The 17,156-nt window shown below is 69.1% G+C and carries 16 protein-coding genes and 1 riboswitch; of the genes, 7 read left to right on the top strand and 9 right to left on the bottom strand.

The annotated features are described in order from the left end of the window. The 3 genes from mreD to CEG14_RS02355 all read right to left on the bottom strand — a co-directional run bounded on the left by mreD (position 1) and on the right by CEG14_RS02355 (position 2,568). Entirely contained in the window at positions 1-519 is a 519-nt protein-coding gene (mreD, locus tag CEG14_RS02365) for a rod shape-determining protein MreD (protein ID WP_306437022.1), read from the bottom strand. Positions 520-556: 37 nt separating this feature from the next. After that, entirely contained in the window at positions 557-1,438 is an 882-nt protein-coding gene (gene mreC / locus CEG14_RS02360; RefSeq protein WP_094824739.1) for a rod shape-determining protein MreC, read from the bottom strand. Between the two features lie 86 nt (positions 1,439-1,524). Beyond that, positions 1,525-2,568: a rod shape-determining protein gene (locus CEG14_RS02355; RefSeq protein ID WP_094798445.1), complete on the bottom strand. Its 1,044-nt coding sequence runs from the start codon at positions 2,566-2,568 to the stop codon at positions 1,525-1,527. 228 nt (positions 2,569-2,796) lie between these two features. On the opposite strand from CEG14_RS02355, the gene gatC reads away from it, so the two are divergent. From gatC to gatB, 3 genes are read left to right on the top strand one after another with little or no spacing between them, the layout of a single operon-like run. Continuing rightward, positions 2,797-3,105, top strand: coding sequence for an Asp-tRNA(Asn)/Glu-tRNA(Gln) amidotransferase subunit GatC (gene gatC, locus CEG14_RS02350; protein WP_094824738.1), 309 nt, complete (start codon positions 2,797-2,799; stop codon positions 3,103-3,105). Positions 3,106-3,108: 3 nt separating this feature from the next. After that, the gene (gatA, locus tag CEG14_RS02345; RefSeq protein ID WP_094824737.1) at positions 3,109-4,644 is read left to right on the top strand and encodes an Asp-tRNA(Asn)/Glu-tRNA(Gln) amidotransferase subunit GatA; all 1,536 of its coding nucleotides are present in this window, start codon (positions 3,109-3,111) and stop codon (positions 4,642-4,644) included. Between the two features lie 2 nt (positions 4,645-4,646). Then, positions 4,647-6,104 carry an Asp-tRNA(Asn)/Glu-tRNA(Gln) amidotransferase subunit GatB gene (gene gatB / locus CEG14_RS02340; protein ID WP_094824736.1) on the top strand — a complete coding sequence of 486 codons (1,458 nt, stop codon included), beginning with the start codon at positions 4,647-4,649 and terminating at the stop codon, positions 6,102-6,104. A gap of 81 nt (positions 6,105-6,185) precedes the next feature. Here the strand turns inward: gatB and pyrE are convergent, their stop codons facing one another. Continuing rightward, the gene (pyrE, locus tag CEG14_RS02335) at positions 6,186-6,860 is read right to left on the bottom strand and encodes an orotate phosphoribosyltransferase (protein ID WP_094824735.1); all 675 of its coding nucleotides are present in this window, start codon (positions 6,858-6,860) and stop codon (positions 6,186-6,188) included. Positions 6,861-7,084: 224 nt separating this feature from the next. On the opposite strand from pyrE, the gene CEG14_RS02330 reads away from it, so the two are divergent. Both CEG14_RS02330 and gdhA read left to right on the top strand, forming a co-directional pair. Beyond that, positions 7,085-7,882 carry an exodeoxyribonuclease III gene (locus tag CEG14_RS02330; RefSeq protein WP_094824734.1) on the top strand — a complete coding sequence of 266 codons (798 nt, stop codon included), beginning with the start codon at positions 7,085-7,087 and terminating at the stop codon, positions 7,880-7,882. Positions 7,883-8,269: 387 nt separating this feature from the next. Beyond that, positions 8,270-9,613 carry an NADP-specific glutamate dehydrogenase gene (gene gdhA / locus CEG14_RS02325; RefSeq protein ID WP_256985562.1) on the top strand — a complete coding sequence of 448 codons (1,344 nt, stop codon included), beginning with the start codon at positions 8,270-8,272 and terminating at the stop codon, positions 9,611-9,613. 40 nt (positions 9,614-9,653) lie between these two features. Here the strand turns inward: gdhA and CEG14_RS02320 are convergent, their stop codons facing one another. After that, complete coding sequence (locus CEG14_RS02320) at positions 9,654-10,292, bottom strand: trimeric intracellular cation channel family protein (protein WP_094824732.1); 639 nt, start codon at positions 10,290-10,292, stop codon at positions 9,654-9,656. 166 nt (positions 10,293-10,458) lie between these two features. On the opposite strand from CEG14_RS02320, the gene CEG14_RS02315 reads away from it, so the two are divergent. Then, positions 10,459-11,328: a universal stress protein gene (locus CEG14_RS02315; protein ID WP_094824731.1), complete on the top strand. Its 870-nt coding sequence runs from the start codon at positions 10,459-10,461 to the stop codon at positions 11,326-11,328. 87 nt (positions 11,329-11,415) lie between these two features. Here the strand turns inward: CEG14_RS02315 and CEG14_RS02310 are convergent, their stop codons facing one another. The 4 genes from CEG14_RS02310 to metX all read right to left on the bottom strand — a co-directional run bounded on the left by CEG14_RS02310 (position 11,416) and on the right by metX (position 15,935). Further along, positions 11,416-12,486: a porin gene (locus tag CEG14_RS02310; RefSeq protein ID WP_094824730.1), complete on the bottom strand. Its 1,071-nt coding sequence runs from the start codon at positions 12,484-12,486 to the stop codon at positions 11,416-11,418. A gap of 173 nt (positions 12,487-12,659) precedes the next feature. Then, complete coding sequence (locus CEG14_RS02305; RefSeq protein ID WP_094824729.1) at positions 12,660-13,922, bottom strand: muropeptide transporter; 1,263 nt, start codon at positions 13,920-13,922, stop codon at positions 12,660-12,662. A gap of 118 nt (positions 13,923-14,040) precedes the next feature. Continuing rightward, the gene (metW, locus tag CEG14_RS02300) at positions 14,041-14,655 is read right to left on the bottom strand and encodes a methionine biosynthesis protein MetW (RefSeq protein ID WP_094824728.1); all 615 of its coding nucleotides are present in this window, start codon (positions 14,653-14,655) and stop codon (positions 14,041-14,043) included. Beyond that, positions 14,652-15,935: a homoserine O-succinyltransferase MetX gene (gene metX / locus CEG14_RS02295; RefSeq protein ID WP_373454163.1), complete on the bottom strand. Its 1,284-nt coding sequence runs from the start codon at positions 15,933-15,935 to the stop codon at positions 14,652-14,654. Before metX ends, metW begins: the two co-directional genes overlap by 4 nt. Before the next feature lie 10 nt (positions 15,936-15,945). Continuing rightward, positions 15,946-16,026, bottom strand: a riboswitch (SAM riboswitch). A 125-nt stretch (positions 16,027-16,151) separates the two neighbouring features. Between metX and CEG14_RS02290 the strand changes: the two genes are divergently transcribed. Beyond that, positions 16,152-17,153: an Ldh family oxidoreductase gene (locus CEG14_RS02290; RefSeq protein WP_094824726.1), complete on the top strand. Its 1,002-nt coding sequence runs from the start codon at positions 16,152-16,154 to the stop codon at positions 17,151-17,153. The last annotated feature ends 3 nt before the right edge of the window (positions 17,154-17,156 follow it).

Below are 17,156 nucleotides of genomic sequence, written 5' to 3'. Positions count from 1 at the left end.
TCAGACGGCCGACGATTCGACGTCGTCGTAACGTCGTTGCGGCAGGTGCAGGACCCAGCCGCCCAGCGGCCAGATGGCCGCCGTCAGCAACGCGCCCAGCGCCCACTGCCAGCCCGGCCAGGCGCCGGCCAGCCACGCCATGATGAGCTGGCTCACCAGCTGGGCGACGAAGAAGACGGGCAGCATGTGCATGGCCTGGCTCCAGAGGTCGAAGCGCTGGAGCCGGCGGTGCAGGGCCAGCGCGCCGTAGGCGACCAGCGTGTAGGTGAGCGCGTGGCCGCCGAGCAGGCCGGCGTCGTGCACGTCGAGCAGCAGCCCGAACACGAAGGCGGCCACCATGCCGACGCGGCGCGGCTCGTGGGCGCACCAGAAGGCGATGACCAGCGCGAGCACGTCGGGCGCGCCGGGCCACTGGCGCCACGGCAGCAGCGAGAGCAGCCAGACCAGCAGCAGCGTGCCCCAGACGAACGCGCCGTGCGCCGGATGCGCGAGGCGTTCCGGTTCGACGTTGCTGGGCATGCCGAGCTTGCGATTGCGTCGCAGGCCGTCGCCTTGATTATTTGCCGGCACCATCGGCCTCCTGGCGGTTGGATTCGGCGCGGGCCACGTCGACCTGGAGGACCAGGAAGTGGCGATAGCGCTCGGGATGGGCCAGCGGTTCGCACAGCGCGCGGGCGAAGCCCGACGCGGTGTCGCGTTCGACCGATACGACCTTGGCCACCGGCAGGCCGGCGGGGAACAGGCCGCCCACGCCGCTGGTGACCATGGTATCGCCGGCCTTGATGTCGGCGTTGGCCGCCAGATAGCGTACCTCGATCACGCCCGGCGTGTTGCTGCCGAACGCGATCAGGCGCAGGCCGTTGCGCAGCACCTGCACCGGGATCGAGACGCGCTCGTCGGTGACCAGCGCGGCCTCGGCGGTCATGGGGGTGGTGCGCACGATCTGGCCGACCACGCCGCCTTCGTCGATCACGGGCATGCCCGGCTCCAGGCCGGCGCGGCTGCCCTTGTTGAAGACCAGGCGTTGATGGAAGGCGTTGGGCGGCTCGTAGAGCACCTCGACCACCACGGCCGACTGGGCCACGGTGTCGGTCACGCCGAGCAGGCGCCGCAACTGGGCGTTTTCGGCGGCGAGCTGGGCCGCGTGCGTGGCGACCTGGGCCAGCTCGATGCGCTGGCGCTGCAGGGCTTCGTTTTCGCTGCGGATCATGTTGGCCGCGTTGACCCACTCGTCGATCTGCTGCACGAGATCGCGCGGCGCCATCACGGCGCGCTGGAACGGATACAGGGCCATCGAGACGGTGCGCCGCACCGGCTCGAGGATGCGCAACTGCGAATCGACCCCCATGAGAATGAGGGCCAGCAAAACCAGGACGACCAGACGCACCTCGGCCGGCGGGCCGCGGCGAAATAGCGGTGGGGTCCCTTGTCGTTGCATTAATTACTCAGCCCGGGCGTTGCAACCCGGTGCTGCCTTGCCAGCCGGCGCCTCGCATGGGGCGGACGCCGGTCAGCCGCACGGGCTTAGTCGTTGATGAAAATCGCGCCGAGCTTTTCAAGGTGTTCGAGCGCTTCGCCGCAACCACGCACCACGCAGGTCAGGGGGTCGTCGGCGACCACCACCGGCAGGCCGGTTTCTTCCTGGAGCAGGCGATCCAGGTCGCGCAGCAGCGCGCCACCGCCGGTCAGGGCGATGCCCTTGTCGGTGATGTCGGCACCGAGTTCGGGCGGGGTCTGTTCGAGGGCGATCTTCACCGCCGACACGATCTGGTTGAGCGGGTCGGTCAGCGATTCGAGGATCTCGTTGGACGACACCGTGAAGCTGCGCGGCACGCCTTCGGCCAGGTTGCGGCCCTTGACCTCGATCTCGCGGACCTCGGAACCCGGGAACGCCGAGCCGATTTCCTTCTTGATGAGTTCGGCGGTGGGCTCGCCGATCAGCATGCCGTAGTTGCGGCGGATGTAGTTGACGATGGCTTCGTCGAACTTGTCGCCGCCGACCCGCACGGAGCCCTTGTAGACCATGCCGCCCAGCGAGATCACGGCCACCTCGGTGGTGCCGCCGCCGATGTCGACCACCATCGAGCCGCTGGCATCGGACACCGCCAGGCCTGCGCCGATCGCGGCAGCCATCGGCTCTTCGATCAGGTAGACGTGGGAGGCGCCGGCGCCCAGGGCCGATTCACGGATGGCACGGCGCTCGACCTGGGTCGAGCCGCAGGGCACGCACACGATGATGCGCGGGCTCGGGGCCAGCATGTTGCGGGGGTGCACCATGCGGATGAACTGCTTGAGCATCTGCTCCGTCACGGTGAAGTCGGCGATGACGCCGTCTTTCATGGGGCGGATGGCTTCGATGTTGCCGGGCACGCGGCCCAGCATCTGCTTGGCTTCCTGGCCGACGGCCTGGATGATTTTCTTGCCGTTGGGGCCGCCTTCGTGACGAATGGCGACCACCGACGGTTCGTCCAGCACGATGCCCTTGCCCCGGACGTAGATCAGCGTATTGGCGGTACCGAGGTCGATCGCCATATCGCTGGAAAAGTAACTGCGGAGGAATCCGAACATGGGAGCTCAGCTAGATTCAGGAATTAGGGGGTGACGCGAGACGCGGCGGCCCGGGCTACGACACCGGCTCCGCCTGACTGCAGCGATTAAACCGTGAATCATAACTTATAATTTCACCGGAAATAGCGCTTAAATGCAGGCTATTCAAGCTTTGTAACGGGTTCGGGCTGTGCATACTGCCGGTCCTACACCCCCCGCTACGCCTCCCCATCCTTTGGTCTTCTTTCCATGGCGCTCACCGCACAAGACGTGGCCCGCATTGCCCGGCTGGCCCGCATCGAACTGACCCCCGAACAGCAGGATACCGCTCAGACCGAACTGAACGGCATCCTGGACCTGATCGAAAAGCTGCAGGCCGTCGACACCACGGGCGTGGAGCCGCTGGCCCACCCCTTGTCGGCCCACGAAGACGTGGTGCTGCGCCTGCGCGACGACAAACCCATCGAGCCGTCGACCCCGGAACGCCGCGCCGAATTGCTGGCCAATGCCCCGGCCCAGGCCGAAGGTCTGTTCCTGGTTCCCAAGGTTATCGAGTAAGTCATGGCTAAACCCGCACTGCATACCGAAATCGGCGACATCGCCGCGTTGCGCGCCGCCCTGGCCGCGCGCAAGGTGAGCGCCGTCGAGCTGGCCCAGAGCGCCCTGGCGGCGATCGAGTCGGCCGCCCCGCTCAACGCCTTCCTGCACGTCGACGCCGACCTGACGCTGGCCCAGGCCCGCGCGGCCGACGCCGCCCTGGCGCAGGGCAATGCCGGCCCGCTGGCCGGCGTCCCGATCGCGCACAAGGATGCGTTCGTCACGCGCGACTGGCGCACCACCGCCGGCAGCCGCATGCTCGAAGGCTACGTCAGCCCGTTCGACGCCACCGTGGTCGAGCGCCTGCAGGCGGCCGGCGCCGTGTCGCTCGGCAAGCTGAATTGCGACGAATTCGCCATGGGCTCGGGCAACGAAAACTCCGCCTACGGCGCGGTCCGCAACCCCTGGGACACCCAGGCCGTGCCCGGCGGCTCCTCGGGCGGCTCGGCCGCCGCGGTGGCCGCTCGCCTGATCGCGGCCTCCACCGGCACCGACACCGGCGGCTCGGTGCGCCAGCCCGCCGCCCTGTGCGGCGTGAGCGGCATCAAGCCCACCTACGGCACCGTGTCGCGCTACGGCATGGTCGCGTTCGGCTCCAGCCTCGACCAGGCCGGCCCGCTCGCCCCCAGCGCGCGCGACCTCGTCGAACTGCTCGATCCGATGAGCGGCTTCGATCCGCTCGACGCCACCAGCCTCGAGACCTGCGACGGCGTGACCAACGCACCGGGCCGCGTGCGCGCCGCCTTCGACGCCGCCGCCCAGGGCTACCAGGCCGCCGGCAGCCAGCCCCTCAAGGGCCTGCGCATCGGCGTGCCGGCCGAATACTTCGGCGCGGGCCTCGCGCCCGACGTGGCCGCCGCGGTCGAGGCCGCGCTCAAGCAGTTCGAGCAGCTCGGCGCCGAGCGCGTCGCGATCTCGCTGCCCCGCACCGAGCTGGCCATCCCGGCCTATTACGTGATCGCCCCGGCCGAGGCCTCGAGCAACCTGTCGCGCTACGACGGCGTGCGCTACGGCCACCGCACCGCCAACTACGACGGTCTCGAAGAGATGATCAGCCGCTCGCGCGCCGAAGGCTTCGGCGCCGAGGTCAAGCGCCGCATCCTGATCGGCGCCTACGTGCTGTCGCATGGCTACTACGACGCCTACTACCTCCAGGCCCAGCGCCTGCGCCGCATGATCGCGCAGGACTTCCAGGCCGCCTTCGCGGGCAAGTGCGACGTGATCATGGGCCCGGTCACCCCGACCGTGGCCAAGAACATCGGCGACAACCGCGACGACCCGACCGCCGACTGGCTGGCCGACATCTACACGCTGGGCGTGAGCCTGGCCGGCCTGCCCGCCATGTCGGTGCCGTGCGGCTTCGGCGCCGACGGCCGCCGTCCGGTGGGCCTGCAGATCATCGGCAACTACTTCGACGAAGGCCGCTTGCTCGCCCTCGCCGACCGCTATCAACAAGAAACCGACTGGCATCAACGCACGCCGGCTACGCAGGACGCCTGACCATGAACTGGGAAATCGTCATCGGCCTGGAAACGCACACGCAGCTTTCCACCGACTCCAAGATCTTCTCCGGCAGCAGCACCCGCTTCGGCGCTGCGCCCAACACCCAGGCCAACGTGGTCGACCTGGCCCTGCCCGGCAGCCTGCCCGTGATGAACCGCGGCGCCGCCGAACGCGCGATCCGCTTCGGCCTGGCGGTGGGCGCGGAGATCGCGCCGCGCTCGGTGTTCGCCCGCAAAAACTACTTCTACCCCGACCTGCCCAAGGGCTACCAGATCAGCCAGTACGAGCTGCCGGTGGTCGTGGGCGGCTCGATCTCGTTCTTCGTCGGCGAGCAGGAGCACACGGTGCAGCTCACCCGTGCCCACCTCGAGGAAGACGCCGGCAAGTCGCTGCACGATGAGTTCAACCTGCCCAACGGCCGCCCGGCCAGCGGCATCGACCTCAACCGCGCCGGCACGCCGCTGCTCGAGATCGTGACCGAACCCGTGATGCGCTCGGCCGCCGAGGCCGTGGCCTACGCCCGTGCGCTGCACAGCCTGGTGGTGTGGCTCGGCATCTGCGACGGCAACATGCAGGAAGGCTCGTTCCGCTGCGACGCCAACGTGTCGGTGCGCCCGGTCGGCCAGGCCGAGTTCGGCACCCGCACGGAGATCAAGAACGTCAACTCGTTCCGCTTCCTGGAACGCGCCATCCTGTTCGAGGCGCGGCGCCAGATCGAGCTGATCGAGGACGGCGGCAAGGTGGTCCAGGAAACCCGCCTGTACGACGCCGATGCCGACGAGACCCGCAGCATGCGCAGCAAGGAAGACGCGCACGACTACCGCTACTTCCCCGACCCCGACCTGCCGCCGCTGGTGATCGGCGCCGACTGGATCGAGCAGGTCCGCGCGACCATGCCCGAGCTGCCGGCCGCGCTGCGCGCGCGCTTCGAGGCCGACTTCGGCCTCACGCCCTACGACGCCGCCCAGCTCACCACCAGCCGCGGCCTCGCGGCCTACTTCGAAGCGGTGGCGGCCGCCCTGCCGGCCGGCCAGGCCAAGCTGGCGGCCAACTGGGTCATGGGCGAGCTCTCGGCCACCCTCAACCGCGAAGAGAAGGACGTCGCCGACGCCCCGGTGCAGGCGCCCGCGCTGGCCCAGCTCATCAACCGCATCATCGACGGCACGATCTCCAACAAGATCGCGCGCGACGTGTTCGCCAAGATGTGGGCGGGCGAGGAAGGCGGCGACGCCGACGCGATCATCGCGGCCAACGGCTGGAAGCAGATCAGCGACACGGGCGCCATCGGCGCCATGATCGACGAGGTGCTGGCGGCCAACCCGGCCATCGTGGCCGAGTACCGCGCCGGCAAGCAGAAGGCGTTCAACTCGCTGGTGGGCCAGATCATGAAGGCCGCCCGCGGCAAGGCCAACCCGCAGCAGGTCAACGACCTGCTCAAGGAAAAGCTCGACGCCTGAGCCCGAAGCGCCCACGAAAAAGCCGCCGCCCGGGGTTGTCACCGGGCGGCGGCTTTTTTCATGCGCGCGGGGCGCGGCGGCTTATACGCCGTATTTGCTGCGGTAGGCCTGGACGGCGTCGCGGTGCTCGGCGAACTGGGCGTCGTCCTGCAGCAGCGCCATGATGTCGGCCAGCGACGCGATGCTGACCACCGGGATGCCGTAGGTGCGGGCCACGTCCTGCACGGCCGAATGGGGCGACAGCGCATCGTCGGCGCCGGCGCGCTCCATGCGGTCCATGGCGATCAGCACGGCGGCCGGCGTGGCGCCCGCGGCGCGGATGATCTCGACCGATTCGCGCACCGAGGTGCCGGCCGTGATCACGTCGTCGATGATGACCACGCGGCCGGCCAGCGGCGCGCCGACCAGCGTGCCGCCCTCGCCGTGGTCCTTGGCTTCCTTGCGGTTGTAGGCGAACGGAAAGTCGCGGCCCTGCGCCTGGGCGTGGCCGGCCAGCGCCACCGACGTGGCGGTGGCGAGCGGGATGCCCTTGTAGGCGGGGCCGAACAGCATGTCGAATTCGACGCCCGAATCCAGCAGCGCCTGGGCGTAGAACTGGGCCAGCTTGCCCACCGAACGGCCGCTGTTGAACAGGCCGGCGTTGAAGAAATACGGGCTGGTGCGGCCCGACTTGACCTTGAAGCTGCCGAAGCGCAGCACGCTCTCATCGAGTGCGAAACGGACGAACTGAAGGGCGGTGGAGGCGGCGGCGGACATGCGGATCGTTCCCAGGCGTAAAGGTTGACAAACCCCGCCATTATCCGCGATCCGGCTGTTTTCTGCCTGGTCGCACGCGCCGCGCCCCGGCGAGCGGGCCCGGCCGCGCGGGCCGCCGCCCGCCGTCCCCCGGGTCGGTTAAAGTTCAGGCCTGACCGCGTCGACGCGTATCCGTCCGACGCCCGCCGGCCAAAGGGCCCGCCCCCGAATTCAGGAGTCATGTTTTGCTGCGCATCACCTCGCTCAACCTCAACGGCATCCGCTCGGCCTTCCGCAAGGGCCTGCAACCGTGGATGGAAACCCACGCCGCCGACATCCTCTGCCTGCAGGAGATCAAGATCGCCGACGGCGACCTGACCGACGAGCTGCGTCATCCGCCCGGCTACACCGGCCACTTCCACCATGCCGAGAAGAAGGGCTACAGCGGCGTGGGCATCTACCTGCGCAACCCGGCCGAGCGCGTGGTGAGCGGCTTCGAATGCGAGGAATTCGACCTGGAAGGCCGCATCATCCGCGCCGACTGGAAAGACCTGAGCGTGATCAGTGCCTACCTGCCCTCGGGCTCGAGCGGCGACGAGCGCCAGCTGGCGAAGTACCGCTTCCTGGCCGCCTTCGCGCCCTGGCTCGACGGCCTGATGGACGAGCACCGCAAGACCGGCCGCGAATTCGTGATCTGCGGCGACTGGAACATCGCCCACAAGGAAATCGACCTGAAGAACTGGAAGGGCAACCTGAAGAACTCGGGCTTCCTGCCGGAAGAGCGTGCCTGGCTGACCGAGGTGTTCGACCAGCGCGGCTTCGTCGACGTGTTCCGCCAGGTCGATGACCGGGCCGACCAGTACACCTGGTGGAGCAATCGCGGCCAGGCCTGGGCCAAGAACGTCGGGTGGCGCATCGACTACCAGATCGCCACGCCCGGCATCGCCGCCCGGGCAAAATCGGCCGCGATCTACAAGGACGAGCGCTTCTCGGATCACGCCCCGCTGACCATCGACTACGACTTCAAACTGAAGCCCGAATAATACGGGGACATATTACGGCGAAAATATTTTTTCGCCGCTCTCCCTGCGGTCCGTGGGCGCGGCTTTTCCCTGTATGAACCCTCGGAAGTGCCACCCGGTCCGGTCCCTAATAATTTAGGGACATATAGATATTTGTCTCTGAAATAGCGGCCTTTCCGAGCCGCGGCCAACGCGATATCGTCGCGTCGGCTTTTCAATGCGTCCCCTATATTTCTGGCCCATCCGCCCCCGTCTTTCGCGCGGGCGCGGGCTTTGCAGCGGCCTCGGATTTCCTCCACAATCGCCGCGCACCAAAGCAGTGCGATCAGACACACGCGCACCGACTTGGTTCTGTTTATGCACCAATCAGGAACATTGCCGCACGCTTTTGCGGCATCGGAGAACACCGTGAAACTGCAGGGCCTGGATGACTTCTTGAAGGGCGTGGCCGCCCGCGACCCCCATCAACCCGAGTTCATGCAGGCGGTCGAGGAGGTGATGATCAGCCTCTGGCCGTTCCTCGAAAAGCACCCGCAGTACGCCGAACAGGCGATCCTCGAACGCCTGGTCGAGCCGGAACGCGTGATCCAGTTCCGCGTCTGCTGGACCGATGACCAGGGCCGCGCCCGCGTCAACCGCGCCTTCCGCGTGCAGCACAGCTCGGCCATCGGCCCGTTCAAGGGCGGCATGCGCTTTCACCCCACCGTGAACCTGTCGGTGCTGAAGTTCCTGGGCTTCGAGCAGACCTTCAAGAATGCCCTGACCACGCTGCCCATGGGCGGCGGCAAGGGCGGCTCCGACTTCGACCCCAAGGGCAAGTCCGACGCCGAAGTGATGCGCTTCTGCCAGGCCCTGATGATCGAACTCTATCGCCACCTCGGCCCCGACACCGACGTGCCGGCCGGCGACATGGGCGTGGGCGCCCGTGAAGTGGGCTTCATGGCCGGCATGATGAAGAAGCTGTCGAACTCGGCGGCCAGCGTGTTCACCGGCAAGGGCCTGGCCTTCGGCGGCAGCCTGATCCGCCCCGAAGCCACCGGCTACGGCACCGTGTACTTCGCCGAGGAGATGCTGCGCCGTATCAGCACCTCGTTCGACGGCCTGCGCGTGTCGGTCTCGGGCTCGGGCAACGTGGCCCAGTACGCCATCGAGAAGGCCATGGCGCTGGGCGCGCGCGTCGTGACCGCCTCGGATTCGAGCGGCACCGTGGTCGACGAGGCCGGCTTCACCAAGGAAAAGCTGGCCGCGCTGATGCAGGTGAAGAACGAGCAGCGCGGTCGCATCGAAGACTACGCCCGCAAGTTCGGCCTGAGCTTCGCGCCCGGCAAGAACCCCTGGCACGTGCCGGTGGACGTGGCCCTGCCCTGCGCCACCCAGAACGAGCTCGACATCGAGGACGCGCGCGTGCTGATCAAGAACGGCGTGAAGTGCGTGGCCGAGGGCGCCAACATGCCCGCCACGCTGGCCGCGGCCCGCGCCTTCATCGACGCGCGCGTGCTGTACGCGCCGGGCAAGGCCAGCAACGCCGGCGGCGTGGCCGTGTCGGGCCTGGAAATGAGCCAGAACGCGGCGCGCCTGTCGTGGACCCGCGAGGAAGTGGACACCCGTCTACACGCGATCATGCGCGACATCCACGAAAACTGCGTGCGCCACGGCCATGCGGCCGAGGGCTACGTCAACTACGTGGACGGCGCCAACATCGCCGGCTTCGTCAAGGTGGCCGACGCCATGCGTCATCAGGGCCTGTACTGATCTGCCCCGAAGGCGGTGCGGCCGCGCGGCCGCCCGCCCTTCAATGCCAGTCGTCGCGATAGACGAACTTCGGCATCTGCCAGTTGAAGCGCAACGCCAGCAGGCGGAACGCGAGGCCCACCACCAGGGCCACCGGCACGGCCAGGGACACCAGGCCAAGATACTGGTCCAGCACCAGGTACAGAACCCCGGTCAGGAGCGACACGCTGGCATACAGCTCGCTGCGGAACAGCAGCGGGATGTCGTTGCACAGCACGTCGCGCAGCACCCCGCCGGCGCAGCCGGTGATCATCCCGCTCACCAGCACGATCGTCAGCGGCAGGTCCATCGACTGCGCCACCTTGCAGCCGATCACCGTGAACGCCACCAGGCCGAGCGCGTCGAGCAGCAGGAACAGGCTGCGCAGATGCCGCAGCGCCCGGGCGCACAGCGCGGTCAGCAGCGCCGCGCCCGCGGTCATGCCGAGGTACTCGGGGTGCGCCACCCAGGTCAGCGGATAGTGGCCCAGCAGCACGTCGCGCAGCGAGCCGCCGCCCAGCGCGGTGACGCAGGCGATCACGCAAACCCCGAACCAATCCATGTCGCGCCGCCCCGCGGCGAGCGCGGCCGTCATGGCTTCGGCCACGATGGCCACCAGATAGAGCGCGTGCAGCAGCAGGGTGGAGGCTTCGACGGGCATGGCAAACGGCACCGGGACGGCATGAGAAGTCCGTATTCTAGGTGAGCCGCCGGGTGCGTGCGCCGGCGTTGACGCCGGTCAAGGCACGCCGCGTCGCGCCGGCCCAGAATGGAATCATCGCGCCACGTCCGTCAGGATGCCGCGGCGCCCCAAAAAGGAGAAACAGATGAACCATCTCGGGACCCTCTTGCTTGCCACCGACCTGAGCGCGCGCAGCGACCGCGCGCTCGACCGCGCGCTCCTGCTGGCCCGCCAGCACCAGACCCGGCTGGTCGCGCTCCACGTGATGGAGCCGCCCCCGGCCACCGCGCTCACCACGCCCGCCTGGAAGCGCCTCACGCCCGATCACAAGGCGCTGGCCGAACAGCGCCTGGCCGACGACCTGGCCGAGGCCGGCGTGCCCACGCAGGCCCTGGTGGTCAGGGGCCATCCGGTCGATGCGATCCTCGATACCGCCACGCGCGAATCCGCCAGCCTCATCGTGACCGGCATCGCGCGCGAAACCACGCTCGGCCGGCTGCTGCTGGGCACCACGGTGGAGCGGCTGGCCCGCGTCGCGCGCCAGCCGGTGCTGGTGGTGAAGGCGCGCCCGCGCAAGCCCTACCAGGACGTGGTCATCGCCACCGACTTCTCGGAAGGCTCGCGCCAGGCGCTGCGCGCGGCGCTGGCGGTGGCGCCGGGCGCCCGCCTGACGCTGTTCCACGCCTATGCCGTGCCGCCCGAGGCCGATGCGCTGCCGGCCGAAGTCATCGCCGAACACCTGCGCAGGGACGCGCTGCTGAAGGCCGAGTCGTTCGTCCGCGACACGCCCGAGCTGGCCGGGCACGCGCGCCCGGAGATCGTGATCCAGGCCGGCCAGCCCGAGACCCTGCTCTCGCCCTTCGTGTTCGAGCGCCGCTGCGACCTGGTCGTGACCGGCACGCACGGCCTGACCGGCATCCTGCGCACCGCCATCGGCAGCGTGGCCGAGAAGCTGCTGGAGGCCCTGCCCTGCGACGTGCTGATCGTGCGCCAGCACGGCGCGGCGCGCGCCTGACAGCGGCCTGCGCCCCATGAAAAAACGGCCGTGCTGCGGACAGCACGGCCGTTTTGCTGTGCGCGGCGCAAGGCCGCGCGCCCCGCATCAGAAGATGTGGCGGATGCCCACGCCGGCGCCGACCTGGCTGCCGCGCGAGATCTCTTCGCTGGCGGCGTCCTTGACCTTGTTGTAGTCGACGGTGCCGTACAGCTGCGTGCGCTTGGACAGCGCGTATTCGGCGACCACGACGAAGGCGTAGCGCTTGCCCTTGTCGCCGTCTTCCTGGACGTTTTCCGAGCGGTCGTAGTAACCGGCGCCGGTGATGGCCCAGCGCGGCGTGGCCTGCCAGGTCGCGCCCAGGAAATAGCCGTTGTCCTTGCGCTGCAGGCCGTTGGTGGGCAGCTCGCTGCCCATCACGGCGTTGACCCAGCCGGTTTCGTCGCGGCCGTTGAAGTAGCCGGCGAACACCTTGACCGGATCGAAGTTGTAGCTGGCGTTCACGTTCCAGACGCGTTGCTCCAGGTCGGAGTCCGCGGCGGAGTTGGTGAGCTGGTAGCCGCCGCCGATCGAGAACGGGCCGGTGGTGTACGACAGCGTGCCGCCGTACTGGCGGCCGAGCTTGTGGTCTTCGAAGCTGTCGGAGAAGGCGTACGACAGGATCACGTCGAAGCCGGCCAGCTGGTTGTTGCGGTAGCGCACCGAGTTGGAGCTGCGCGCGCGCGACATGGCCACCGGCAGCCAGGAGTTCTGCACGTAGTTGCCGACCGTGAGCGGATCGTATTGATCGGCCAGGATCGTGAACATCGGCGTGTCCTGGCGGCCCAGCGAGATCGCACCCCACTGCTTGCCGTCGATACCGACGTAGGCGTGGCGGTTGAAGAACGAATCGGGATCCGAGCGCTGGCCGTTCTGCACGTTGAAGCCGCCCTCGAGGCGGAAGAACGTGGAGTAGCCGTTGCCGAGGTCTTCGACACCGCGCAGGCCGAAACGGCTGTTCGAGATCGCACCGTTTTCGAGGCTGACGCGGCTGTTGTCGTTGTTGGGGCCGTTGCCGGTGCTGAGATAGCGCAGGCTGATGTCGGCGATGCCGTAGAGGGTGACGCTGGATTCGGCCGCCTGGGCTCCCGTGGCGGCGCACAGGCCTGCCAGGGCGAACGCGGATGCGAGTCGCTTCATGTGATTCTTCTCCTCGGTGCGCGCGCATGGATGGCGCGCGCTGTGTCGTTATACCGGCCCCTCTCCGAGACCGGATGCGCGGGTAACGCAGGCCGCTACATTAGCACCGTTGCAGTGCGTGGACACTTGAGGAACACACCATGGTTGCACGGGCGCGACAACGCGCCCGGCGTTCAGGTTGACGTGGCGTTTTCGTTTTCGAGCGCGTCGATGTCCTGGCGCCGCAGCCACAGCAGCACCAGCCCCGGCACCGCGATCAGCACGGTGGCGGCGAAGAACCCGGGCCAGCCCATGTAGCCCACCAGCACCGGCGTGAGCGGCCCCGCGAGGTAGGTGCGGCCCACCGCCGACAGCGCCGACAGCAGCGCGAACTGCGTGGCCGAGAACTGCTGGCTGCACATCGCCATCAGCAGCGCCACGAAGGCGGCGGTGCCGAGGCCGCCGCAGAGATTCTCGACGCCCACGGCCAGGCTCATGGTCACGAGGCTCTTGGGGCTGATGGCGATGAACCAGTAGCCGAGGTTGGACACCGCCTGCAGCAGGCCGAAACCCATCAGCGAGCGATACAGGCCCCAGCGCGTCATGATGGCGCCGCCGGCCAGCGCACCCACGATGGTGGCGACCAGGCCCAGCACCTTGTTGACGGTGCCGACCTCGCCGGCCGAGAAGCCGGCGCCGCGGATCAGGAAGGTGGTGGACAGCGCGCCCGCGAAGGCATCACCGAGCTTGTAGAGCACGATCAGCAGCAGCAGCGTGAGCGCGCCGCGGCGGCTGAAGAATTCGCGGAACGGCTCGGCCACCGCCCGGCCCAGCGTGCGCGGCGTGGCGGCGGGCACCTCCGGCTCGGGCGCCATCAGCGTGGCCACCACGCACAGCAGCATCAGGAGGCCCATGAGCACATAGGTATGCCCCCAGCCCAGCCACTGGTCGGCCAGGATCAGCGCCAACCCGCCCGACACGATCATGGCGAGCCGGTAGCCCAGCACCTTGACCGCGGCGCCCGCCCCGCGTTCGGACTTGTGCAGCACGTCGGTGCAATAGGCATCGAAGGCGATGTCCTGGGTGGCCGACAGGAACGCGACCGCCACGGCCAGCAGCGCCAGCGGCAGCAGCGCCTGCGACGGCGACATCAGGCCCATGGCCATGATGGCGATGGCGAGCAGCACCTGCGTGAGCAGCATCCAGCCCCGGCGGCGGCCCAGCAGCGGCGGCGCGTAGCGATCGACCAAGGGGGCCCAGAGGAATTTCAGGGTGTAGGCGGTGCCGACCAGCGTGAGAAAGCCGATCTGCTGCAGCGAGACGCCGTCGACGGTGGCCCAGGCCTGCAGCGTGCCGCTGGTGAGGGCCAGCGGCAGACCGCTGGCGAAGCCCAGCACCAGCAGGGGCGCCACGCGGCGATTGAGATAGACCCGGGAGGCCTGAGTGAGGTCGGCGATGGCGCGGCTCCTTCGATGGCGCCGGCTCGCCTCGCGCGCCGGCCTGCAACAACAACCGGCATATTACCAACCCGGCGCGGGCACCGGCGTGGGGACCGGCGCGGGCACCGGGGCGGGCTCAGGGCGCGGCGAAGCGGTAGACCGCCAGCGTGCTGCGCCAGCTCGGCAGCACGCGCACCTCGCGGTCTTCGTTGAAGGTGGCGCGTTCGAGGATGCGCAGATCGAGCGAACGGGCCAGGTCTTCGAAGTCGCGCAGCGTGCACAGGTGGATGTTGGGCGTGTTGTACCACTGGTAGGGCATCTGGCCCGTCACCGGCATGCGGCCGCGCAGGATCGACCAGCCGTGCGGCCAGTAGCCGAAATTGGGAAACGACACGATGCCGAAGCGCGACACCCGCGCCATCTCGCGCAGGATCTTCTCGGTGCGGTGCATCGACTGCAGCGTCTGCGACAGCACCACGGTCTCGAACTGCTTGTCGTCGAACAGCGCCAGGCCGTCTTCGAGGTTCTGCTGCACCACCTGCACGCCGCGCCGCACGCACTCGATCACGTGATGGTCGTCGATCTCGACGCCGGCGCCCGACACCTGGCGGGCGTCGCGCAGATAGGCCAGCAGCGCGCCGTCGCCGCAGCCCAGGTCGAGCACGCGCGAGGACGGCTCGATCCAGCTGGCGATGCGGGCCAGGTCGGGACGCAGGGCAGGCAACGCGCCCGCGTTGGGCTGGGTGGTCATGCGGGCAATCCTTGGTTCTGGGGCACGGGACGCAGGTTCAGCGCGAGCGCGATCCGCTCATAGTAGCCGCGCATCACCGCGTGGTAGCGCGCGTCGTCGAGCAGGAAGGCGTCGTGGCCGTGCGGCGCGTCGATCTCGGCATAGGTGACCGGGCTGCCGTTCTTGAGCAGCGCGCGCACGATCTCGCGCGAGCGCTCGGGCGGGAAGCGCCAGTCGGTCGAGAACGACACCAGCAGGAACTCCGCGCTGGCGGGCTTGAGCGCGCGCGCCAGGTCGCCGCCGGTCGCGCGCGCCGGATCGAAGTAATCGAGCGCGCGCGTGATCAGCAGGTAGGTGTTCGCGTCGAAGTAGCGCGAGAACTTCTCGCCCTGGTAGCGCAGGTACGACTCGACTTCGAACTCCACGTCGTAGCCATAGCGATACGCGCCGTTTTCGGCGGGCGCGCGCTGGGTGCGGCCGAACTTCTCGGCCATGTCGTCGTCCGACAGGTAAGTGATGTGGCCGATCATGCGCGCCACCGACAGGCCGCGGCGCGGCACGGTGTTGTGGGCGTAGTAGTCACCGCCGTGGAAATCCGGGTCGGTGATGATGGCGCGCCGCGCCACTTCGTTGAAGCCGATGTTCTGCGCCGACAGGCGCGGCGTGCTGGCGATCACCACGCAGTGCGCCACGCGCTCCGGGCAGGTCACGGCCCACGACAGCGCCTGCATGCCGCCGAGCGAACCGCCCATCACGGCGGCGAAGCGCGCGATGCCGAAATGGTCGGCCACGCGCGCCTGCGCATGCACCCAGTCTTCGACGGTGAGCACCGGAAACGCGGCGCCCCAGGGCTGGCCGGTGGCCGGATTGATGCTGGCCGGACCGGTCGAGCCGAAGCACGAGCCGATGTTGTTCACGCCGATCACGAAGAACACGTTGGTGTCCAGCGGCTTGCCGGGACCGACCATGTTGTCCCACCAGCCGATGTCCTTGGGATCGTCGGCCGAGACGCCGGCCACGTGGTGCGAGGCGTTGAGCGCATGGCACACCAGCACCGCATTGCTGCGCTCGGCGTTGAGCGTGCCGTAGGTCTCGACCGCGACCTCGTAGCCGGCCAGGCTCTGCCCGTTGGCCAGGGCCAGGGGTTCGTCGAAGCGCAGGAAGACGGGGGACACGACGCCGGCGGATCCGACGGCGGCAGGCGCGGCGGTGGCGGCGGGATTGCCGGCAGGGTTGCCGGCGGCGTTGCCCGAAACGGGCGATTGGGACGACGAGGGCGCGGCATGCGCGACGCTCGCCACAGAGGATGCTGGGCTGGTCACATAGACCTCTTTAGCTGGATTTATAAGAGGCGCCCGCAAGCGGATCAGGCAAATCGGCGCCGACAATGAGCGGCAATTCTAGCACCCCCGCCCCACCCCGATGCAAGCGGGCCGGCCGGGCGTGCGTGGCGCCGGCCTTCATGGCACGATGCGCTCTTCCGCCGGACACCCCTGCGCCCGACCCTGGATTCCGCCATGGCACGCATCGACCTCGACACCCTGCAATCGCTCGCCGCCGCCGCCCTGCGCGCGGCCGGCGCCAACCCGGCCATGGCCGACGACACCGCACGCGCGCTGGTCTACGCGGACAGCGTCGGCCTGTCTTCGCATGGCGTGTCCCGGGTGCCCTCCTACGGCGGCCATCTGCGCGCCGGCCGCGCGCGCGGCGACGCGGTGCCGCGCCTGGCGCGCGCCCACGGCGCCACCGCGCTGGTCGACGCCGGCAGCGGCCTGGCCTATCCCGCCTGCGCGCTGGCCCTGCGCGAGGCCACCGAACGCGCCCGCGCGCAGGGCGTGGCCTTCGTCGGCGTGACCAACAGCCATCACTTCGGCGCCGCCGCGTGGCATCTCGAGACCCTGGCGGCCGCCGGGCTCGTCGGCCTGGCCTTCTCGAACTCGCCGGCGGCGATGCCGGCCTGGGGCGGCAAGCGCGCCCTGTTCGGCACCAACCCGATCGCCGCCACCTTTCCGCGCCGCGGCGCCGCGCCCTTGATGATCGACATGTCGCTGTCGGAGGCGGCGCGCGGCAAGCTCGTGATCGCCGCGCGCGACGGGCAGTCGATTCCGCTGGGCTGGGCCGTGGATGCCGACGGCCGGCCGACCACCGATGCCAAGGCCGCCCTGGCCGGCAGCATGTTGCCGGCCGGCGGGGCGAAGGGCGCGATGCTGGCGCTGGTGGTGGAACTGCTGGTGGTGGCCCTCACGGGCGCGCGCTTCGGCTTCGAGAACGAATCGTTCTTCGTCAACGAAGGCGGCCCGGCGCAGCTGGGCCAGGCCTTCCTGGCGATCGACCCGGTGGCGCTGGCGGGCAACGAGGCCTATCTGGACCGGGTCGACACGCTGATCGACGCGATGCTCGCCGACGACGAGGTGCGCCTGCCGGGCACGCGCCGCGTCGCGCTGCGCGAGGCCGCGCTCGGCGGCGGCGTGGAGATTCCCGACGCCCTGCTCGAACAGCTGCGGGCGGCGGCGGCCTGACGG

It is taken from the genome of Bordetella genomosp. 1 (genome assembly GCF_002261335.1).
Classification (GTDB): domain Bacteria; phylum Pseudomonadota; class Gammaproteobacteria; order Burkholderiales; family Burkholderiaceae_B; genus Bordetella.
Note: the sequence above shows the minus strand (reverse complement) of the source record. Positions and strands in the feature narration are given on the sequence as shown.